Raw genomic sequence first — 20,597 nt, 5'->3', positions numbered from 1 at the left:
CGGCCCGAAGCCGAGCCCGGCGTGCGGGTCCTGGACAGGGCGTGCACGTTCCTGCGGAGGAGTGAACGCCACCGGAACGAGCGACGGCCAGGTGGTGGTAGCACAGTGCATCGACTCGGTCACGCTACGCTCGCTATGGCTTCCTTATCAGCACATGACTCGGCAGAACGGCGCAGACCCACGTATGCCCACACACATTCCCGGACGCCGGGCGACCGGCGCCGCCCGGCCCTTGGGGGGCTCAGGCAAGGAGCCCCGTTCCGGCATCGATGCCCAGCCGAAGGCGCGGAACTCCCCAACCTCACCATCGCCCAGGGCACAGGCAGCGGACGGTGAGATCCGCCGCACCGGCCTGGCGGGCGCACCTGCGAACGAGGCGGAGCGTTCCGAACGACGTCGCCGCCGTGACCCGGCGACCAGGGCTGGAGCGGAGGCCACCGCCGGTACGTCGACCGGTGCTGTGACAGGCGCGGTGACCGGTAGGACAGGTGCGGCGGCCGACATCGCCGCAGATCCCTCGACCGGTGTTGCGGGCGGCACGGCCTCCGGATCGGCACCCGGCGCGGGGGACAGCGGGCAGCGACCGTCCGGGGCCCGGGGTGACGGTGGGTCATTCGATCAGCGGTCAGACCGCTCCTCGGGCGGTCGCAGCACTGCCGGTCGCCCGGCGGTGACGTCGCAGCGCGCCCGGCGTGACGGAGCGACAGGTCCGGCCGCACCCTCGCCCCAGTTCCTGCCGCGCTCCACGTCCCCCTCGGGTTCGTCCTCGTCGATTCCGTCCTCCGCCTCTTCGTCTCCCTCCCTGTCGGCTCCCTCCGCGGCTGTGCCACTGGCGGCGGCCTCGGCCGAAGGACCGGTCGGGGCGTCGGCCCGAGCTCCGGTGCCGAAGCCCGGCAGGACCGCCGGGGCGCCGCCGCCGTCGGTGCCTCCGCCGGCGCACCCCCCGGGCCGACAGGACGCCGCCGCCACGGACGCGACTCCCGGCGCCGGGGGCGACGACCACACAGCAGAGACCGCACTCCCCGCATCCGCCCCCGCGCCCGTCACCGTCCCCGCGCCTGCACTGAGCACGCCGGACATGCCCAGCAGTTCAGGCCGGAAGAGCGAGCCGGTCGGCATCGTCCAGCGCACCGCGTTGGAAACCCTCTGGCGGTCCTACAAGGAGACCGCGGACCCCAAACTGCGCGAGCAGTTGATCCTTCACTACTCCCCGTTGGTGAAGTACGTGGCGGGCAGGGTCGGCGTCGGTCTGCCGGCCAACGTCGAGCAGGCGGACTTCGTCTCCTCCGGCGTCTTCGGCCTGATCGACGCGATCGAGAAGTTCGACATCGACCGGGCCATCAAGTTCGAGACCTACGCGATCAGCCGTATCCGCGGCGCGATCATCGACGAACTCCGGGCGCTCGACTGGATCCCCCGTTCGGTCCGGCAGAAGGCGAAGGCGGTCGAGCGCACCTACGCCTCGCTGGAGGCCCGGCTGCGCCGTACTCCGCACGAGCCGGAGGTCGCGGCCGAGATGGGCATCGCGATCGAGGATCTGCACGCGATCTTCAGTCAGCTCTTCCTGGCCAACGTCGTGGCACTCGACGAGCTGCTCCACCCCGGGGGTGAGAGCGGTGACCGTCTTAGCCTGATGGACACCCTGGAGGACAGCGGCGCCGACAACCCGGTCGAGGTCGCCGAGGACCGTGAGTTGCGCCGGCTGCTGGCTCGCGCGATCAACACCCTGCCGGAGCGGGAGAAGACCGTGGTGACGCTCTACTACTACGAGGGCCTCACGCTCGCGGAGATCGGTCAGGTGCTGGGGGTGACGGAGAGCAGGGTGAGCCAGATCCACACGAAATCCGTCCTCCAGTTGCGTGCGAAACTCTCCGACCTGCGCTGAGCCGACCGGCCGTGAGACTCTCCGCGCGACAGCCGTTCCCTGCCGGTTGGATACCCGCTTGGCCGGTATGCGTGCCACCGTTCCGGCGGATGTGAGGGCTCCGTACAGTGGGAGGGTGCCGAAGATCCGTGCAGCCACCCTGGCCGAGCATCGTCAGCTGCAGCGCGCAGCCCTCCTCGACGCTGCCCGCTCGTTGCTGACCGAAGGCGGGACGGAAGCGCTGACCTTCCCCGCCCTGGCCTCGCGGACCGGGCTCGCGCGCTCCTCCGTGTACGAGTACTTCCGTTCGCGCGCCGATGTCGTCGAGCAGCTCTGCGAGACCGACTTTCCGCTCTGGGCGGCCGAGATCGAGGCCGGGATGGCGTCCTGCGGCACGCCGTTGAGCCAGGTCGAGGCCTACGTCCGCGGACAGCTCGCGCTGGCCGATGACCCTCGACACCGCGCCATCACCGCCCTCTCCGCGCTGGAACTGGACGACGCCGCCCGCGAGCGGATCAGGGCGGCCCACACCGGGCTCGTGACACTGGTCGTCAACGCCCTCCAGGAGCTGGGCCACGACGAGCCGCGCCTCGCTGCGGCGTTGCTGCAGGGAGTGGTCGAGGCCGCCGTGAAGCGGACCGAGGGCCGCTCGGTGGACGAGCGTCGGGCCGTGGCGGATGCCGCCGTCGCCCTGGCTCTGCACGGGCTCGCGGGCGTCGGCTCCGACACTGCCTCCTGATTCGCCCGCCGAGGAGCCCAGCGGTAGCAGCCGGGCCCGGCCGGCGCCGAGCAGGGCGAGTGGGTCGAGGTAGCGGTCACCGCGGAGCAGACCCCAGTGCAGGCACCCTGCGGCGCAGTGCCCGCTGCCGGGGGAGAGCGCACCGATGGTCCCGCCGGCCGGCACCGCCGCACCGACCGCAACGCTTCCCGTCACCGGCAGGTAGGTGGTGCGCAGTGGTGGGCTCCCGGTGCCGGGGTGCTCGACCGTCACCACCGGTCGCCCGGCCACCGTCCCGGAGAAGGTGACGACGCCGGCCGCCGCGGACCGTACCGGCGCGCCCACCGATGCCACGAGGTCGACGCCGCGATGGCCGGCGGCCCATGGCGCGGGCGGCGCGTCGAATCGGCGCAGGATGCCTGACGGTCCGCCCGTCGGCCAGGCTCGCCCCGGTCGTGCCACCGAGCTGTACAGACGCCCGGAGGGAAGTCCAAGGGAAAGCCCACGCGGCAGGCCGGACCGGTAGTCGGCGCGGTCGTCGGACGCCGACCGAGTGGGCGAGGCGCGTGCCACCGGCCCGGGCGTGAGCACGAACACCACCGTGACGACGAACAGGGCGACCAGCGCGGTCCGCCTTCGCCCGTCCGGCGTCGGTGGGGGCATGCCGGTCGCGGGGAGCAGCCCCCCAAGAGGTGCGGGGGTCCAGCGTCCCGGAGCCTGGAGCGGGGAGGGCTGAGAGCAGGGCCAGGGGGAGCGTCGGGGGAGCCGAGTGAATCCGAAGGTGGTCATGACCGTGAGGTTCCGCCGCTCTGCCCGATGCCACCAGTCCCACCCCGAAAGCTGTGGACAACCCGCTCCCTGTGGACAACGAGCCTCACCCGTTGTGACCAACCGAAGGCCCTGGCGCCCCTGCGAAACGTCCCTAGCAGCCACCGCCGTCACCCCCGCCGCAGCGCCTCCCCACCCCGGCCGTACTATGCCCCCGCCCGCCGCAGCATGCCCCGCCCCGGTCGCCGTCCCGGTCCCCACCCCGGCCGCCGCACCACAGAGTCGCCGGTCGCGCGGCGCTTCCCGTACACTTCTCACGCGACCCGGTCCGCCGGGTCGACTTCGCACGCCCCGCCACCGGCGAATCAGTGCGCGAACCAGCACCCTCCGGGTCCTGTTCGCCACTCCCGCCCGATGCGAGTGCCGCTCGGTCCGCCCGAGCCTGTCGCGGCTCCGCCGCCCAGGCCAAGCGGCTCGGCACGTTCGGGGCGTCAGGCGTGACGGTCATCCTGACCGGCACGGACAAAACCGAGCCTGACCTGGTCATTGCCCACGAGCGCGCGCGAGCGTGCGGGCGACACACCAGGCGCAACACCTGAGGAGCACGGCCATGGCCGTCGTCACGATGCGGGAGCTGCTTGAGAGCGGCGTCCACTTCGGTCACCAGACCCGTCGTTGGAACCCGAAGATGAAGCGCTTCATCCTCACGGAGCGCAACGGCATCTACATCATCGACCTGCTGCAGTCGCTGAACTACATCGACCGCGCGTTCGAGTTCGTCAAGGAGACCGTTGCCCACGGCGGCAGCGTCCTCTTCGTCGGCACCAAGAAGCAGGCCCAGGAGGCCATCGCTGAGCAGGCCGGTCGCGTGGGCATGCCCTACGTCAACCAGCGCTGGCTCGGCGGCATGCTGACCAACTTCCAGACCGTCTACAAGCGCCTTCAGCGGATGAAGGAGCTCGGCGAGATCGACTTCACGGATGTGGCCGGCTCTGGCCTCACCAAGAAGGAGCTCCTGGTTCTGGAGCGCGAGCACACCAAGCTCGAGAAGACCCTCGGTGGTATCCGTGACATGCAGCGCGTTCCCAGCGCTGTGTGGATCGTTGACACCAAGAAGGAGCACATCGCTGTCGGCGAGGCCCGGAAGCTCAACATCCCGGTCGTCGCGATCCTCGACACCAACTGTGACCCCGACGAGGTCGACTACAAGATCCCGGGCAACGACGACGCGATCCGCTCCGTCTCGCGCCTGACCCGCGTCATCGCCGACGCCGTCGCGGAGGGCCTGAAGGCCCGTGCGGGTGTCGCCAAGGCCGACGTCAAGGCCGAGCCGGGCGCCGACCAGCCGCTGGCCGACTGGGAGCAGGACCTCCTGGCGGGCGAGAAGGCCGCTGACGAGGCCCCCGCCGCCGACGCCGCTGCCGAGGCCCCCGCCGCCGACGCTGCCGCCGAGGTCGAGGCCCCCGCGGCCGAGGTCGAGGCTCCGGCCGCCGAGGCCGAGCAGGCCTGACGTACCCAAGGGTGAGGGGCACTCGCCGGTACGTACCGGCGAGTGCCCCTCTCTCCACGTGCCGGGGCTGAACCACGAGCCTCGGCACACCTCCCCGCAGACACGCGAGACGCGAGAAGAGATTCACACCATGGCGAACTTCACCGCCGCGGACGTCAAGAAGCTCCGTGAGCTCACCGGCGCCGGCATGATGGACTGCAAGAAGGCGATCGAGGAGTCCGACGGCGACGTCGACAAGGCCGTCGAGCTGCTTCGCATCAAGGGCCAGAAGGGCGTCGCCAAGCGCGAGGGCCGTGACGCCACCAACGGTGCCGTCGTCGCCAAGATCGCCGCGGACAACAAGTCCGGCGTCCTGGTCGAGCTGCGCTGCGAGACCGACTTCGTCGCCAAGAGCGAGAAGTTCGTCGCCGTCGCCGACGCGATCGCCGCGCACATCGCCGCCGCCGCCCCGGCCGACATCGAGGCCGCCCTGGCCAGCGAGATCGAGGCCGGCAAGACCGTCCAGGTCTTCGTGGACGAGGCGAACGCCAACCTCGGCGAGAAGATCGTTCTCGCCCGCTTCGCGCAGTTCTCCGGCGACAACTACGTCGCCGTCTACCTGCACCGCACCTCGCCCGACCTGCCGCCGCAGGTCGGCGTCCTGGTGGAGCTGGACAAGGAAGACGCCCTGACCGCCAAGGACGTCGCCCAGCACATCGCCGCCTTCGCCCCGAAGTACCTCTCCCGCGAGGACATCCCCGCCGAGGACATCGAGAACGAGCGTCGCGTCGCCGAGGCCACCGCCCGCGAGGAGGGCAAGCCCGAGGCTGCCCTGCCGAAGATCGTCGAGGGTCGCGTCACGGGCTTCGTGAAGGAGAACTCCGTTCTGGAGCAGGCCTTCGCGAAGGACAACAAGAAGACCGTCGCCAAGGTCCTGGACGAGGCCGGCGTCAGCCTGAAGCGCTTCGCCCGCTTCCGCGTCGGCGTCTGATCCACGTTCACCGGGGTTCCCGCCTAAGGTAGGAACCGCGGCCCCCCGCTGTGACCAGCGGGTCGGCACCATGAACGACGAGGAGGCCATTGCCGTGCAGGACACCGAACCGGTTCCCGCGGCAGTGGCCTCCTCGCGTGTACGCGCAGGTCTGGGCTCCGCACACCCGGCCCTGTGAAGCAGCAGGTAGAAGGAGAAGTCCATGCAGGAGACCCAGGAGACCACGCCGGGGGGAACGGGTCGCCGCGTTCTGCTCAAACTGTCGGGTGAGGCCTTCGCCGGTGGTGGGGGCCTCGGCGTCGACCCCGACGTCGTCCACAAGATCGCCCGTGAGATCGCCACGGTGGTCCGCAACGGTACCGAGGTCGCCATCGTCATCGGCGGCGGCAACTTCTTCCGCGGCGCCGAACTCCAGGTCCGCGGCATGGACCGGGCCCGCTCCGACTACATGGGCATGCTCGGTACGGTGATGAACTGCCTGGCGCTCCAGGACTTCCTGATGAAGGAAGGCATCGAGACCCGGGTGCAGACCGCGATCACGATGGGTCAGGTCGCCGAGCCCTACCTGCCGTTGCGCGCCATCCGGCACCTGGAGAAGGGCCGCGTCGTGATCTTCGGCGCCGGTATGGGCATGCCCTACTTCTCCACCGACACCACCGCCGTGCAGCGCGCCCTGGAGATCCACGCCGAGGTGCTGCTGATGGGCAAGAACGGGGTCGACGGTGTCTACGACTCCGACCCCAAGACCAACCCGGACGCCGTGCGCTTCGACGCGCTGGAGTACTCCGAGGTGATCTCGCGGGATCTCAAGGTCGCCGACCTCACCGCGATCACCCTCTGCAAGGACAACGGCCTTCCGATCCTGGTTTTCGAGCTGCTGGCGGAGGGCAATATCGCCCGCGCGGTCAACAGTGAGAAGATCGGCACACTCATCAGCCAGGATTCCGTCCGGGCCTGAACAGTAGTCAGCCGCGCCCACTCGTGAGGCGCTCCAGTACACCGCAAGGCAACCGGACAGGGAGCAGACTGTGATCGAAGAGATCCTCCTCGAAGCCGAGGAGAAGATGGAGAAGACCGTCACGGTCGCGAAGGACGATTTCGCCGCGATCCGCACGGGCCGGGCCCACCCGGCGATGTTCAACAAGATCGTGGCCGAGTACTACGGTGCGCTGACCCCGATCAACCAGCTCGCCTCGTTCTCCGTGCCGGAGCCCCGGATGGCGGTCATCACGCCGTTCGACAAGAGCGCTCTGCGCAACGTCGAGCAGGCGATCCGCGACTCCGACCTGGGCGTCAACCCGTCCAACGACGGGTCCATCATCCGGGTGTCGTTCCCGCAGCTGACCGAGGAACGCCGCAAGGAGTACATCAAGGTCGCCCGCACCAAGGGCGAGGACGCCAAGATCTCCATCCGGGCCATCCGCCGCAAGGCCAAGGAGACCCTGGACAAGCTGGTCAAGGACAAGGAGAGCGGCGAGGACGAGGTCCGCCGCGCCGAGAAGGAGCTCGACGACACCACCGCGAAGTACGTCGCGCAGGTGGACGTGCTCCTGACGCACAAGGAAGCAGAGCTGCTCGAAGTCTGATGAACGACGCCCCGAACGCCCCTGGCAGGCGGGGCGCACCTCAGCAGACCCCGGTCGCGCCGGATCAGCTCCGGCCGCCCGTCGGGCACCGAACGGGTCATCCGCAGCGGCCCCCGGTATATCCGGGGGCCGAAGCGGCACAGACTCAGACCATGCCTCGAGTCCAGGACCCCTCGGCCGAGCCGCCCTCGTCGGCGGCCGAGGAGGCAGCCGTGCTCCCTCCGCTGTCCGGCCCGACCCGCGGGCCGGACAGTTCCCCGCAGATTCAACCGGCGGCCGCCGACAGCGGCCCGAGTGCCGGACACCCCGAGCCGGCCCGCGTGCCGTCCCACCCAGGGCAGGAGACACCTGTGGCCCAGCCCGACCCGCAGCAGCCCCGCAAGCAGCGCGGCGGCCGCAACCTGCAGGCCGCGATAGGAGTCGGGGTCGGCCTCGGTGCGGTGATCGTCGCCTCGCTCTTCGTGGTGAAGGTGCTCTTCCTCTTCGTGGTCGTCGCCGCGGTCTCGGTCGGGATCTGGGAGCTGACCAGCCGCCTCGCCGAGCGCAAGCAGGTCGACGTCCCGCTGCTGCCGCTGCTGGTGGGCGGCGTCGCGATGCTGACGACGGGCTACTGGATCGGTGCGCAGGGCGCGGCCGCCGCGCTCGCGCTGACCGCGCTGGCGGTGATGGTCTGGCGGATGCGCAAGCCGCCGGAGAACTACCTGCGCGACATAACGGCCGGTGTCTTCACCGCCTTCTACGTCCCGTTCCTGGCCACCTTCGTGGCGCTGCTGCTGGCGGCCCACGACGGACCGCAGCGGATCGTGCTCTTCCTGGTGGTCACCGTCTGCAGTGACACGGGCGCCTACGCCGTCGGCTACAAGTTCGGCAAGAACAAGCTGGCCCCGACGATCAGCCCCGGCAAGACCCGTGAGGGCCTGGCCGGCGGCATCGGACTGTCGATGCTGGCCGGTGCGCTGCTGATGCAGTGGATCATCGACGACGGCCACTGGTGGCAGGGCCTGATCCTGGGCGGCTGCGCGGCGGTCGTCGCCACCCTCGGCGACCTGGCCGAGTCCATGATCAAGCGTGACCTGGGCATCAAGGACATGGGCACGCTGCTTCCCGGCCACGGCGGGATCATGGACCGCCTGGACTCGCTGCTGCCGACCGCTCCGGTGGTCTGGCTGCTGCTGGCGGCCTTCGTCGGAAGCTGACCCGCCTCACCCTGTCGAGAGCCCCGGCGCCCAGCGTCCGGGGCTTTCCCCATCTGCGACACTGGATGAACCATGCCTGCACCCGGAGAACTCACCTTCGTCGCGCCGCGCGGCGCCAAGCCCCCGCGACACCTTGCCGACCTCAGCCCCGCACAGCGCAAGGAGGCGGTCGCTGAGCTGGGCGAACAGCCGTTCCGCGCCAAGCAGCTGTCGAACCACTACTTCGGCCGGATGTCCAACAACCCGGCCGACTGGACGGACATCCCGGCCGCGAGCCGCGAGAAGCTGACCAAGGAGCTGCTGCCCGAGCTGATGTCGGTGGTCCGTCACGTCTCCTGTGACGACGACACCACCCGCAAGACGCTCTGGAAGCTCTTCGACGGCACGCTCGTCGAATCCGTGCTGATGCGCTACCCCGACCGGGTGACGATGTGCATCAGCTCGCAGGCCGGCTGCGGGATGAACTGCCCGTTCTGCGCCACCGGTCAGGCGGGTCTGACCCGCAACCTGTCCACCGGCGAGATCGTCGAGCAGATCGCCGCGGGCATCCGCGCGCTCAAGGCCGGCGAGATCCCCGGCGGGGAGGCCCGGCTGAGCAACGTGGTCTTCATGGGCATGGGCGAGCCGCTGGCGAACTTCAACCGGGTGCTGGCCTCGATCCGCCGGTTGACCGACCCGGCGCCGGACGGCTTCGGCATGTCGCAGCGCGGCATCACGGTCTCCACCGTCGGCCTGGTGCCGGCCATGAACCGCCTCGCGGACGAGGAGCTCAGCGTCCGGCTGGCGCTCTCGCTGCACGCGCCGGACGACGAGCTGCGCGACGAGCTGGTCCCGGTGAACACCCGCTGGAAGGTCGCCGAGGTGCTGGACGCCGCGTGGAACTACGCGGAGAAGTCCGGGCGCCGGATCTCCATCGAGTACGCGCTGATCAAGGACATCAACGACCAGGCCTGGCGCGCCGACCTGCTCGGCCGGTTGATCAAGCACCACCGGGTGCACGTCAACCTGATCCCGCTCAACCCCACCCCGGGTTCCAAGTGGACCGCCTCCCGTCCGGAGGACGAGCGCGAGTTCGTCCGCCGGCTGGTCGCGCACGGCGTGCCCACCACGGTCCGCGACACCCGCGGCCAGGAGATCGACGGAGCCTGCGGGCAGCTCGCGGCGGCGGGGTAGGACCGCTAGCGGCACTAGCTGCGCAGGATTCCTGCGGCCAGCGCGGCGGTCAGCCCGCCGGTCAGCAGCAGGACGGTGCCGCCGGCCAGCCAGCGCAGGGCGGCGGCACCGAAGAGCAGCTGCGGCGAGGCGCCCAGCTGGTGCAGGGTCGCGGCGACGGGGCGTCGGGCGATCCGAAGCTCGGTCAGCCGGGCGATCATGGCGGCGGCCACGCAGCCGGTGATCAGCACCGCCTCGGCGCCCGGCAACGGCTCGCCGTTCTGCACGCCGGGCGTCACCCACTGCCGGACGGCCGTCAGCACGACCGCGAGGGTCAGCGCCAGCACGGCCGGCGGCGCGCCGAGCCGGGTCGCCCGGCTGCTCAGCTCGCGCCCGGCCAGCAGCCGACGGGCGCTGGGCCGTCCGAGCGCCAGCAACCGTCCGGCGAACGCCAGCAGCGGACCGGTCAACAGGGCGAGACCCAGTGCGGCGATGCCCCAGCCGATCAGCAGGTTGACGCTGCTGTGCCCGAGGCCGGCCGGCAGCTTCAGCGGGTGCGGGTCGACGGGCGCGGCGGGGCGCAGCCCGTACAGCTCCGTCAGGGTGCCACCGAGCGCCAGCAGGGCGGCCAGGATCGTCCGGGCCGGGTGGAAGCGTCGGGTCCCGGCCGCGGTGGTGGCGCCGGGCAGTTCCTCCCGGACCGGCACCGCGAGCGCGGCCGCGAGGCCGGCGGCCAGCGGCAGCAGGGTGAGCAGCGCGACCGGCGCGGCGATCGGCAGCGCGACGCCCATGCCGAGGTCGGGCGCCAGCGTGGGGCCGGCGATGTTGTTGCGCAGCACCAGGAAGAGCAGCAGCGAGACCACGCTGCCGACGGCGCAGGCGAACGCGATCTCGCCGGCGATCAGCAGCCGGATCCGGCGCGGTCCGGCTCCGGCCGCGGTCAGCCCGGCCATCCGCTCGGGCCGCTGGGCGGGCAGCGCGCGGGCGGCGATCGCGGCGAACCAGCCGACCGCGGCCAGCGGCGGCAGACACCAGAGCAGCCGTCCCAGCGATCCCCCGCCCCGCGGATCGCTCAGCGCCAGCCCCAGGGCTCGCAGCAGGAAGCCGGCGACCACCGCGGCAGCGGCGGCGGTGAGCAGCCAGCGGCCCAGGTCGATGACCCGGTATCCCCTGACCAGGCGGAGATAGAACACCTGAGTCTCCCTCAGCCCTTCAGTGCGCGGCCGGAACGGGCGTCCCGCGGCGCACCGGGGCGGCGGGTACGGGCGTGCGGCCGTCGACCAGGGCGACCGTCCGGTCCGCGTAGCGGGCGAGTTCGGGGTCGTGGGTGGCGAGGACCAGGGTGAGCTGGTGGGAGCGGGCCGCGCTGGTCAGTATCCGCAGCACCTGGTCCCGGGCTTCGCGGTGCAGCGGCGCGGTCGGGTCGTCGGCGAAGACCACCCGGGGCAGTGGTGCGAGGGCGCGGGCGACGGCGATCCGCTGGCGTTCGGTCTGCACCAGCTCGGCGGGCCGGCGCTTGGCGCAGCCGGTGACGTCCAGGCGTTCCAGCCAGTCGTCGGCGGCGCTGTAGGCGGCCTTGTGGCCGGCTCCCGCCAGGAGCAGCGGCAGGGCGACGTTCTCGCGGGCGGTCAGCTCCGGGACCAGCCGGGGTTCGGGTCCGACGAAGCCGAAGCGGTCGCGGCGCAGCTTTTCGCGTCCGGCCCGGCTGAGGGTGTGCACGGGGGAGCTGTTGAACCAGACCTCTCCGCGGTCCACCGGAAGCAGCGCGGACAGGCAGCCGAGCAGCGTGCTCTTGCCCGAGCCGCGCGGTCCGGTGATGGCGAGCACCTCGCCCTCCCGGACCCCGATCGAGACGTCGCGCAGCGCGGGGGTGCCGTTGTGGGACTTGACGATCCCGCGGGCCCACAGCACGTCGTTGTCCGGCGGGGCCGCTGACGTGGCCGCTGACATGAAGTTCCTCCGCCGGTGCTGGGGGCCGCTGCACGGGTGCAGGGAATGACAGTCGTCAGATTAGAACGACAAGGTCGCGTTGAGGTTGCGGCACACCCGGCCGAGTCGGGTTATACCTGGATGAACCAGTCAGAAGATCAGTCCGGTTCGGCCGAGAAAAACGCCGCGAGGCGGTCCCGGCGGCTCCGAGGAGGAGACTGCCGGGACCGCCTCGCGGCGGAGGGTGGGTCAGAAAGCTTCAGACGGTCAGATCTTCGCCCACGCGTCGGTGAGGCTGACCCGCAGGATCTGCTCGATCTCGTCGAAGGTCGACTGGTTCGAGATCAGCGGCGGGGCCAGCTGGATGACCGGGTCGCCACGGTCGTCGGCGCGGCAGTACAGGCCGTTGTCGAAGAGCGCCTTCGACAGGAAGCCGTAGAGCACGCGCTCCACCTCGTCGTCGTTGAACGACTCCTTGGTGACCTTGTCCTTGACGAGCTCGATGCCGTAGAAGTACCCGTTGCCGCGGACGTCGCCGACGATCGGCAGGTCGCGCAGCTTGCTGAGGGTGCCCAGGAAGTTGGCCTCGTTGTCGAGGACGTTCTGGTTGAGGCCTTCGCGCTCGAAGATGTCGAGGTTGGCCAGCGCCACCGCGGAGGAGACCGGGTGGCCACCGAAGGTGTAGCCGTGCAGGAAGGTGTTGTCACCCTTGTAGAACGGCTCGGCGAGGCGGTCCGAGATGATCGTCGCGCCGATCGGGGAGTAGCCCGAGGTCATGCCCTTGGCGCAGGTGATCATGTCGGGCTGGTAGCCGAACTTGTCGGCGCCGAACATGGTGCCCAGGCGGCCGAAGGCGCAGATGACCTCGTCCGAGACGAGCAGGACGTCGTGGCGGTCGCAGATCTCGCGCACGCGCTGGAAGTACCCGGGCGGCGGCGGGAAGCAGCCACCGGCGTTCTGCACCGGCTCCAGGAAGACGGCGGCGACGGTGTCGGCGCCCTCGTTGAGGATCGCGACCTCGATCTCGTCGGCGCACCAGCGGCCGTACGCCTCGGGGTCGACGGTGCCGTCAGCGCTCTCCAGGAACGCGGGGGCGCGGTAGATGTTGGTGTTCGGGGCCCGGAAGGTGCCCGGCACCAGCGGCTCGAACGGGGACTTCAGGCCCGGGAGGCCGGTGATCGAGAGGGCGCCCTGGGGGGTGCCGTGGTAGGCGACCGCGCGCGAGATGACCTTGTGCTTGGTCGGCTTGCCGGTCAGCTTGAAGTACTGCTTGGCCAGCTTCCAGGCGGTCTCGACGGCCTCGCCACCGCCGGTGGAGAAGAAGACCTTGTTCAGGTCGCCCGGGGCGTAGTGCGCCAGCCGCTCGGCCAGCTCGATCGCCTTCGGGTGGGCGTAGCTCCACACCGGGAAGAAGGCCAGCTCGGCCGCCTGCTTGGCGGCAACCTCGGCGAGCTCGCGCCGGCCGTGGCCGGCGTTGACCACGAACAGGCCGGAGAGGCCGTCCAGGTACTTCTTGCCGTTGCTGTCCCAGATGTAGGTGCCCTCGCCCTTGACGATCGTCGGCACGGGGGAGTTCTCGTACGACGACATGCGGGTGAAGTGCATCCACAGGTGGTCGTAGGCGGTCTTCGAAAGGTCCTTCGGTGCCGGGTCGGCGCTCATCGGGTGCCCCAGGTGTAGGTCTGTTTCCGGAGTTTCAGGTAAACGAAGCTCTCGGTCCTCCGCACGCCGGGAAGCGCGCGGATTCGCTTGTTGATCATTTCGAGCAGGTGTTCGTCGTCCTCGCACACGAGCTCGGCCAGCAGGTCGAACGAGCCCGCGGTGCAGACCACGTAGTCGACCTCGTCCAGGGCGGCCAGCGCGTCGGCGACCGGCTCGATGTCGCCTTCGACGTTGATCCCGACCATCGCCTGTCGGGTGAATCCGACGGTCAGCGGGTCGGTGACGGCGACGATCTGCATCACGCCCTGGTCGAGCAGCTTCTGGACCCGCTGCCGGACGGCGGCCTCGGAGAGGCCGACGGCCTTGCCGATGGTCGCGTACGCGCGGCGGCCGTCCTCCTGCAGCTGCTCGATGATCGCCTTGGAGACGGAGTCGAGGGGAACGCTGCTGTTCCGGTCGCGGTTGGCCACGCCGCCACTGTGCCTGATCGCTGGTGTGTTCGCAAGTGGCGTGGGTACTGATTTCGTCGTCGGGATCAGTAATCGATGCGGATTTCATCGTGATCTGCGCACGGGTATGTCGATTCCAGCAAGAATGCGGATACCCTTGCGAGGTCACCCGCGCGCCCGCCAGCTGGGCGTACGCTCCCCACCAGTGGACCGTGTCGTACCCGACCCGGCCACTCGGCGCTCCGCCGAGCGCCACGCCTGGTCAACTGCCCGGGTCCACTGGCAGAGCCCCCCGCCGGACCAGCGCCACCGCGCCGTCCGCAACCCGAGGAGAGAGTCGTGAGCGACCTTCGTACGCTGCGCAACTACATCAACGGCGAGTTCGTCGACGCGGCGGACGGCCGCACGCTGGAGGTGGTCGACCCGACCACCGGTCAGGCGTACGCGACCTCCCCGCTGTCGGGTGCGGCCGACGTCGACGCCGCGATGGCCTCGGCTGCCGCCGCCTTCCAGACCTGGCGCGACGCGACGCCGTCCACCCGGCAGAAGCTGCTGCTGAAGATCGCCGACGCGGTCGAGGCGCGGGCCGACGAGCTGGTGGACGCCGAGTGTCGTAACACCGGCAAGCCGCGCGGACTCACGCTGTCCGAGGAGATCGGCCCGATGGCCGACCAGATCCGCTTCTTCGCCGGTGCCGCCCGCCTGCTGGAGGGCAAGGCCGCGGGCGAGTACATGGACGGGATGACCTCGATCGTCCGCCGCGAGCCGGTCGGCGTCTGCGCCCAGGTCGCGCCGTGGAACTACCCGATGATGATGGCCGTCTGGAAGTTCGCCCCGGCGATCGCCGCGGGCAACACCGTGGTCCTCAAGCCCTCCGACACCACGCCGGCCTCCACCGTCCTGCTGGCCGAGATCGTCGGCGGGATCCTGGCCGACCTCGGGCTGCCGGCCGGTGTCTTCAACGTGATCTGCGGTGACCGCGAGACCGGGCGCCTGATGGTCGAGCACTCGACCCCGGCGATGGCCTCCATCACCGGTTCGGTGCGGGCCGGCATCCAGGTGGCCGGCAGCGCCGCCAAGGACGTCAAGCGGGTCCACCTGGAGCTCGGCGGCAAGGCCCCCGTGGTGGTCTTCGAGGACGCCGACATCGCCGAGGCCGTCGAGGGCATCTCGGTCGCCGGCTTCTTCAACGCCGGCCAGGACTGCACCGCCGCGACCCGCGTGCTGGTGCACGACTCGATCCACGACGCCTTCGTGACGGCGCTGGCCAAGGCTGCCGCCGAGACGAAGACCGGTGGCATCGACGACGAGGACGTGCTCTACGGCCCGCTCAACAACGCCAACCAGCTGGCGCAGGTGACCGGTTTCATCGACCGGCTGCCGGCGCACGCCAAGGTCGAGGCGGGCGGCCACCGGGTCGGCGAGGTCGGCTACTTCTACGCCCCCACCGTGGTCTCCGGCCTCAACCAGGACGACGAGATCATCCAGAACGAGGTCTTCGGCCCGGTCATCACCGTGCAGCGGTTCACCGACGAGGAGCAGGCCGTCTCCTACGCCAACGGGGTGGAGTTCGCGCTCGCCTCCTCCGTCTGGACGAAGGACCACGCCCGCGCGATGCGGATGTCCCGGGTGCTCGACTTCGGCTGCGTGTGGATCAACACCCACATCCCGCTGGTCGCCGAGATGCCGCACGGCGGTTTCAAGAAGTCCGGCTACGGCAAGGACCTCTCCTCGTACGGCTTCGAGGACTACACCCGGATCAAGCACGTCATGACGGCGCTCTGACCCGATCGGTCCGATGCTCTGCCGCAGGCCCGGGAGCCCTCTCCCGGGCCTGCGCGTTTGTCACCCTGTCGGCCTGGAGGGTGACCGCCTGACAAGATGGAACTGCACGGTTGCGGCGCGCTTCCCTACCCTTGCGACATGAGCATCCCCACTGCCGATCCCGCCGCCGGGCTGGCCGTCAAGGCCGCCGACCGCGCACACGTCTTCCACTCGTGGTCCGCACAGGCCCTGATCGACCCCCTCGCGGTGGCCGGGGCCGAGGGCTCGTACTTCTGGGACTACGAGGGCAACCGGTACCTCGACTTCTCCTCCCAGCTGGTGAACACCAACATCGGCCACCAGCACCCCAAGGTGGTCGCCGCGATCCAGGAGCAGGCCGCCAAGCTCTGCACGCTCGCCCCCGGCTTCGCCGTCGAGCCGCGCAGCGAGGCCGCCCGCCTGATCGCCGAGCGCACCCCCGGCGACCTCGACAAGATCTTCTTCACCAACGGTGGTGCCGAGGCGGTCGAGAACGCCGTCCGGATGGCCCGGCTGCACACCGGCCGGCAGAAGGTGATGTCGACCTACCGCTCGTACCACGGCGCCACCGGCAACGCGATCGCCCTCACCGGTGACCCGCGCCGCTGGCCCAGCGAGACCGGCATCGCCGGCGTCGTGCACTTCTGGGGCCCGTACGCCTACCGCTCGCACTTCCACGCCGAGAACGAGACGCAGGAGTGCGAGCGCGCACTGGCGCACCTGGAGGAGGTGATCGCCTTCGAGGGTCCGCAGACCGTCGCCGCGATCATCCTGGAGGGCGTCGTCGGCACCGCCGGCATCCTGATCCCGCCGGCCGGCTACCTGGCCGGAGTCCGTGAGATCTGCGACCGCTACGGGATCGTCTTCATCCTGGACGAGGTGATGTCCGGCTTCGGGCGCACCGGCGAGTGGTTCGCCGCCGACCACTGGGGCGTCGTCCCCGACCTGCTGACCTTCGCCAAGGGCGTCAACTCCGGCTACGTGCCGCTGGGCGGCGTCGCGATCAGCCCCGAGATCGCCGCAACCTTCGCCGAGCGGCCGTTCCCGGGCGGGCTCACCTACTCGGGCCACCCGCTGGCCTGCGCCTCCGCCGTCGCCACCATCAACGCGATGGCGGAGGAGGGCATCGTGGAGAACGCCAAGCGGATCGGCGAGCAGGTGATCGGCCCCGGCCTGCGCGAGCTGGCGGAGCGTCACCCCTCCATCGGCGAGGTGCGCGGTCTGGGCGTCTTCTGGGCGCTCGACCTGGTCAAGGACCGGGCCACCCGTGAGCCGCTGGTGGCCTACAACGCGGCCGGCGCGGCCAACGGCCCGATGGCCGAGCTGGCGGCGGCGTGCAAGAAGCGCGGGCTCTGGCCGTTCACCAACATGAACCGCTTCCACGTGGTGCCGCCGTGCACCGTCAGCGAGGAGGAGGCCAAGACCGGCCTCGCCGTGCTGGACGAGGCGCTCAGCGTGGCGGACAAGTACACGGTCTGACCCCCCCCGGGGGCACGGCCCTGCTCAGCGCCGGACGGCGTCCAGCGCGAGCAGGGCCACGTGCAGGGACAGGCAGGACTCCACCTGGTCCAGGTCCACGGCCAGGATCCGTTCCACCTTGTGCAGCCGGTCGTAGAACGAGGGCCGCGACAGATGCGCCGCGTCTGCCGCGGCCGACTTGTTCCTGCCCTGCTCCAGGTAGACCCGCAGCAGCGGCACCAACTGCGAGCCGTGCTCGGCGTCGTGTGCCAGCAGCGGTCCCAACTCGCGCTCCACGTAGGTCTGCAGACGGGCGTCCTCGCGCAACAGGTGCAGCAGGCCGCGCAGTCGGACGTCCGGCAGACGGTAGTACGAGGCGGCCCGGGTGCCCGGCGCGTCGTGCAGCGCGGCGTCGGCCACCTGGGTGGCCTCCATCAGGGTGCGCCGGGCGTCGCGCACCGAGCCCACCGAGGAGCCCACCGCGATCACCGGCTCCGCGACCTCACGCGACGGCGCCTCCTTGCCGCTGTCGGCCGACAGCTTGCGCAGCGCGGCGGCGAAGCCTTCGAGGGCCGCGTGCTCGTCCTGCTGCGAGCCGAGGGCGATCAGCAGGCCGACGCCGTCGTCGTCGAGCGCGCCGACCAGCGCGGCGAGGCGGCAGGAGCGGGCGGCGGTGGCGGCGAGTTCGGTGAAGTCCCGCAGTCGGGACTGCGCCTCCAGTGCGGCCGGGATCAGGCCGCCGCGTTGCCGCAGCACCACGCCGACCAGTCGGCGGCCCTCCAGCGGCACGCCCAACGCCTGGGCCCGCAGCGCGACTTCGGAGACCGTCAGGGCGTGCGTCAGGATGCCGGAGAGCAGTGTGCGGTGGGTCTGGCGCTCCAGGCTCTCCCGGTCGCGGACCAGCAGCCGGTTCAGCGCGAGGGTGGCCGCGCCGCGCTCCAGCAGCATCGCGAGCGGTCCTTCCTGCCCGTTGTCGGCGCGCCCGCCCGGCTCGTTCACCAGGACCAGGCGCCCCCAGTCCTGCCCGCGCGCTCCCACCGTGGTCACCAGCCAGCCGCTGCGCGGGTCGTAGCCGGTCCGTCCGGTCGGCCGCACGCCGCGCGAGCGGCGCTCCCAGTCCTCCAGCAGTTCGTTCTCCGGGCTGCCCGCCGAATCGTGGGCCAGCACCTGGTGGCTGAGGTTCTCCAGGACGACCGGGGCGCCGGCCATCCGGGCGATCTGCCGCAGCACCTCGCTCGGCTCGGCGCCCTCCACGGCCAGCTCGTTGAAGACCTGGTGCACCGCCTCGGAGGCGCGCAGCTGCTCCAGCTGGGCGTTGACCACCAGCGCGTGCACGGCCTCGGTGATCGCGACGAAGCGCAGTTCGCGGCGGAGCACGATGACCGGCAGGCCGCGCTGCTCGGCGGCGTGCACCAGGGCCCGGGGCAGCGAGTCGAAGTAGCGGCGGCCGAACTCCACCACCAGGCCGGCCGCGCCGACCTCCACCAGTTCCCGGACGTAGCGGGCGAGGCCGTCCCGGTCCTCGGGCAGCGCGATACCGGTGGTGAGCACCAGCTCACCGCCCTGCAGCACGCCGGCCACGTCGTGCAGCTCGCTGACGTGCACCCAGCGCACCAGGCGCTCCAGCTGGTCCGCGCCGGCGACCACCTGTGGCAGGCCACGCCGCATCACGTCGAGATCGAGCACGCGGGCGACGGTGGGGAGCACGGCTACGGCCTCCTGGCTGTGGGGGAGCGGGGGAGCAAAGTGTCAGGTGAATCATGCATCCTGGCGACGACCTGTTGCCCGGCCAGGCCGTTGGCACTCTGTAAGGCCCTTGGCGGATCGGCTGGCGGAGTGAGTCTTGTCCGGTTTGTCGGTGAGCGGGCATGGTCGGCGAGCCGGAGCGGTTGGAATGGGCGGCATGGGCACGCGGAGGAGAACCGAACAATGGATCTGACCAGCTTCACGGACGGCGCACAGTACATCGCGGGAAAGCAGACCGGTGGTTCCGGCAGCGAGCCCTTCGACGTGGTCAACCCGGCGGACGGCAGCACCGTCGAGCGGGTACGGCTGGCGTCGACGGCGGACGTCGACGCGGCGGTGGCCGCCGCCGGCGCGGCGCTTCCCGAGTGGTCGCGGGCCACCCCCGGCAGCCGCTCGGAGGCGCTGCTGCGGCTGAGCGCGATCCTGGCCGACCACGCCGAGGACTTCGCCCGGGTGGAGACCGCGCAGACCGGCAAGCCGATCAAGCTCTCGACCGAGTTCGACGTGCCCGGCACGATCGACAACACCGCCTTCTTCGCCGGCGCCGCCCGCAACCTGGAGGGCAAGGCCGCCGGCGAGTACTCGGGTGACCACACGTCCTACGTGCGCCGCGAGCCGATCGGCGTGGTCGGCTCGATCTCGCCGTGGAACTACCCGCTCCAGATGGCGGCCTGGAAGATCCTGCCGGCCATCGCGGCCGGCAACACCATCGTGCTCAAGCCTGCCGAGCTGACCCCGCTGACCTCGCTGATGTTCGCCCGGGCCTGTACCGAGGCCGGCATCCCCGACGGCGTGGTCAACGTCGTCACCGGCGCCGGGCGCACGGCGGGCGAGCATCTGGTCTCGCACCCGGGCGTCTCGATGGTCTCGTTCACCGGCTCCACCCCGGTCGGCAAGCGGGTCGCCGAGCTGGCCACCGCGACCGTCAAGCGGACCCACCTGGAGCTCGGAGGCAAGGCCCCGTTCGTGGTCTTCGAGGACGCGGACCTGGACGCCGCCGTGCACGGCGCGGTGGCCGGCTCACTGATCAACAGCGGCCAGGACTGCACCGCCGCGACCCGCGCCTACGTGCAGCGTCCGCTCTACGAGGCCTTCGTGGCCGGGGTGGCCGAGCTGTTCGCGGCCGTCCGGCTCGGCGACCCGCTGAACCCGCGGACCGACCTGGGCCCGCTGGTCTCCTTCACCCACCGCGACCGGGTGGCCGGCTTCGTCGAGCGCGCCCGCGGCTACGGCGCGCGGGTGGTCACCGGCGGCGAGACCGGGACGGTCGGCCACGACGGCACCGACCTGACCCGCGGCGCGTACTACCGGCCCACGCTGATCACCGACATCGCCCAGGACAGCGAGGTGGTGCAGGGCGAGATCTTCGGGCCGGTGCTGGTGGTGCTGCCGTTCGACTCCGACGACGAGGGCCTGCGGCTGGCCAACGACACGCCGTACGGCCTCGCCGCCTCGGCCTGGACCCGCGACATCCAGCGCTCACTGCGGGCGACCCGGGAGATCGCCGCCGGGTGCGTCTGGATCAACGACCACATCCCGATCATCAGCGAGATGCCGCACGGCGGGTACAAGTCCTCCGGCTTCGGCAAGGACATGTCGCAGTACTCGCTCGACGAGTACACGCAGGTCAAGCACGTCATGTACGACATCACGGCGGTCGCGCGCAAGGACTGGCACCGCACCGTCTTCGGCGACCGCGACTGACGGCCGCGGCGCAGGACCGGCGGACCGGAAGCGTGTAAGAGAACCCCAGCTCAGCGCTCTCTCCCAGTGGACGGCGGCTTCG

16 protein-coding genes and 1 pseudogene are annotated in these 20,597 nt (G+C 70.9%); 11 read left to right on the top strand and 6 right to left on the bottom strand.

What is annotated here, in order from left to right; translation table 11 throughout:
- The first annotated feature begins 1,078 nt into the window (after positions 1-1,078).
- Together whiG and BS80_RS14850 are read left to right on the top strand one after the other, a co-directional pair.
- Entirely contained in the window at positions 1,079-1,885 is an 807-nt protein-coding gene (gene whiG, locus BS80_RS14855) for an RNA polymerase sigma factor WhiG (protein ID WP_035797724.1), read from the top strand.
- A 139-nt stretch (positions 1,886-2,024) separates the two neighbouring features.
- The gene (locus BS80_RS14850; RefSeq protein WP_035801219.1) at positions 2,025-2,603 is read left to right on the top strand and encodes a TetR/AcrR family transcriptional regulator; all 579 of its coding nucleotides are present in this window, start codon (positions 2,025-2,027) and stop codon (positions 2,601-2,603) included.
- A gap of 120 nt (positions 2,604-2,723) precedes the next feature.
- Here BS80_RS14850 and BS80_RS39395 read toward each other — a convergent pair.
- Positions 2,724-3,245 (bottom strand): annotated as a pseudogene (locus BS80_RS39395) (peptidoglycan DD-metalloendopeptidase family protein); the annotation flags it as partial.
- A 715-nt stretch (positions 3,246-3,960) separates the two neighbouring features.
- Here BS80_RS39395 and rpsB point away from each other — a divergent pair.
- From rpsB to rlmN, 6 genes are all read left to right on the top strand, one after another.
- Positions 3,961-4,860 carry a 30S ribosomal protein S2 gene (gene rpsB / locus BS80_RS14845; RefSeq protein WP_035797722.1) on the top strand — a complete coding sequence of 300 codons (900 nt, stop codon included), beginning with the start codon at positions 3,961-3,963 and terminating at the stop codon, positions 4,858-4,860.
- Positions 4,861-4,990: 130 nt separating this feature from the next.
- On the top strand, positions 4,991-5,830 hold the full coding sequence (gene tsf, locus BS80_RS14840; protein WP_035797720.1) for a translation elongation factor Ts: 840 nt from the start codon (positions 4,991-4,993) through the stop codon (positions 5,828-5,830).
- A gap of 202 nt (positions 5,831-6,032) precedes the next feature.
- Positions 6,033-6,788 (top strand): UMP kinase, encoded by a 756-nt coding sequence (pyrH, locus tag BS80_RS14835; RefSeq protein ID WP_035797719.1) that lies wholly within the window; start codon positions 6,033-6,035, stop codon positions 6,786-6,788.
- A 70-nt stretch (positions 6,789-6,858) separates the two neighbouring features.
- A complete protein-coding gene (gene frr, locus BS80_RS14830) occupies positions 6,859-7,416 on the top strand; it encodes a ribosome recycling factor (RefSeq protein WP_035797718.1) in 558 nt (185 codons plus the stop codon).
- Positions 7,416-8,612, top strand: coding sequence for a phosphatidate cytidylyltransferase (locus tag BS80_RS14825; protein WP_198045538.1), 1,197 nt, complete (start codon positions 7,416-7,418; stop codon positions 8,610-8,612). The genes frr and BS80_RS14825 overlap by 1 nt, the downstream gene beginning before the upstream one ends.
- Positions 8,613-8,684: 72 nt before the next feature.
- The gene (rlmN, locus tag BS80_RS14820; protein ID WP_035797717.1) at positions 8,685-9,785 is read left to right on the top strand and encodes a 23S rRNA (adenine(2503)-C(2))-methyltransferase RlmN; all 1,101 of its coding nucleotides are present in this window, start codon (positions 8,685-8,687) and stop codon (positions 9,783-9,785) included.
- A gap of 14 nt (positions 9,786-9,799) precedes the next feature.
- Here the strand turns inward: rlmN and BS80_RS14815 are convergent, their stop codons facing one another.
- The 4 genes from BS80_RS14815 to BS80_RS14800 form a co-directional block, all read right to left on the bottom strand.
- A complete protein-coding gene (locus BS80_RS14815; protein ID WP_051966633.1) occupies positions 9,800-10,957 on the bottom strand; it encodes a hypothetical protein in 1,158 nt (385 codons plus the stop codon).
- Positions 10,958-10,976: 19 nt separating this feature from the next.
- Complete coding sequence (locus BS80_RS14810; protein WP_035797716.1) at positions 10,977-11,714, bottom strand: ABC transporter ATP-binding protein; 738 nt, start codon at positions 11,712-11,714, stop codon at positions 10,977-10,979.
- Positions 11,715-11,960: 246 nt separating this feature from the next.
- Complete coding sequence (locus BS80_RS14805) at positions 11,961-13,355, bottom strand: aspartate aminotransferase family protein (RefSeq protein WP_035797715.1); 1,395 nt, start codon at positions 13,353-13,355, stop codon at positions 11,961-11,963.
- Positions 13,352-13,825, bottom strand: a complete 474-nt coding sequence (locus BS80_RS14800) for an Lrp/AsnC family transcriptional regulator (protein WP_035797714.1) — start codon at positions 13,823-13,825, stop codon at positions 13,352-13,354. Before BS80_RS14800 ends, BS80_RS14805 begins: the two co-directional genes overlap by 4 nt.
- 318 nt (positions 13,826-14,143) lie before the next feature.
- Between BS80_RS14800 and BS80_RS14795 the strand changes: the two genes are divergently transcribed.
- Together BS80_RS14795 and BS80_RS14790 are read left to right on the top strand one after the other, a co-directional pair.
- Positions 14,144-15,589 carry a gamma-aminobutyraldehyde dehydrogenase gene (locus BS80_RS14795; protein ID WP_035797713.1) on the top strand — a complete coding sequence of 482 codons (1,446 nt, stop codon included), beginning with the start codon at positions 14,144-14,146 and terminating at the stop codon, positions 15,587-15,589.
- Between the two features lie 138 nt (positions 15,590-15,727).
- The gene (locus tag BS80_RS14790) at positions 15,728-17,086 is read left to right on the top strand and encodes an aspartate aminotransferase family protein (protein ID WP_035801208.1); all 1,359 of its coding nucleotides are present in this window, start codon (positions 15,728-15,730) and stop codon (positions 17,084-17,086) included.
- Between the two features lie 24 nt (positions 17,087-17,110).
- Here the strand turns inward: BS80_RS14790 and BS80_RS14785 are convergent, their stop codons facing one another.
- On the bottom strand, positions 17,111-18,772 hold the full coding sequence (locus BS80_RS14785) for a PucR family transcriptional regulator (RefSeq protein WP_035797712.1): 1,662 nt from the start codon (positions 18,770-18,772) through the stop codon (positions 17,111-17,113).
- Between the two features lie 222 nt (positions 18,773-18,994).
- On the opposite strand from BS80_RS14785, the gene BS80_RS14780 reads away from it, so the two are divergent.
- Positions 18,995-20,515, top strand: coding sequence for a gamma-aminobutyraldehyde dehydrogenase (locus BS80_RS14780; protein ID WP_035797711.1), 1,521 nt, complete (start codon positions 18,995-18,997; stop codon positions 20,513-20,515).
- Positions 20,516-20,597 lie beyond the last annotated feature (82 nt).

Origin of the sequence: Kitasatospora mediocidica KCTC 9733, assembly GCF_000744225.1 — a bacterium.
GTDB lineage: Bacteria > Actinomycetota > Actinomycetes > Streptomycetales > Streptomycetaceae > Kitasatospora > Kitasatospora mediocidica.
Note: the sequence above shows the minus strand (reverse complement) of the source record. Positions and strands in the feature narration are given on the sequence as shown.

Bases quoted from the DNA above. Each gene is read 5' to 3' on its own strand.
- whiG (WP_035797724.1), top strand. From the start codon at position 1,079: ATGCCCAGCAGTTCAGGCCGGAAGAGCGAGCCGGTCGGCATCGTCCAG.
- rpsB (WP_035797722.1), top strand. From the start codon at position 3,961: ATGGCCGTCGTCACGATGCGGGAGCTGCTTGAGAGCGGCGTCCACTTC.
- tsf (WP_035797720.1), top strand. From the start codon at position 4,991: ATGGCGAACTTCACCGCCGCGGACGTCAAGAAGCTCCGTGAGCTCACC.
- pyrH (WP_035797719.1), top strand. From the start codon at position 6,033: ATGCAGGAGACCCAGGAGACCACGCCGGGGGGAACGGGTCGCCGCGTT.
- BS80_RS14825 (WP_198045538.1), top strand. From the start codon at position 7,416: ATGAACGACGCCCCGAACGCCCCTGGCAGGCGGGGCGCACCTCAGCAG.
- rlmN (WP_035797717.1), top strand. From the start codon at position 8,685: ATGCCTGCACCCGGAGAACTCACCTTCGTCGCGCCGCGCGGCGCCAAG.
- BS80_RS14810 (WP_035797716.1), bottom strand. From the start codon at position 11,714: ATGTCAGCGGCCACGTCAGCGGCCCCGCCGGACAACGACGTGCTGTGG.
- BS80_RS14805 (WP_035797715.1), bottom strand. From the start codon at position 13,355: ATGAGCGCCGACCCGGCACCGAAGGACCTTTCGAAGACCGCCTACGAC.
- BS80_RS14790 (WP_035801208.1), top strand. From the start codon at position 15,728: ATGAGCATCCCCACTGCCGATCCCGCCGCCGGGCTGGCCGTCAAGGCC.
- BS80_RS14780 (WP_035797711.1), top strand. From the start codon at position 18,995: ATGGATCTGACCAGCTTCACGGACGGCGCACAGTACATCGCGGGAAAG.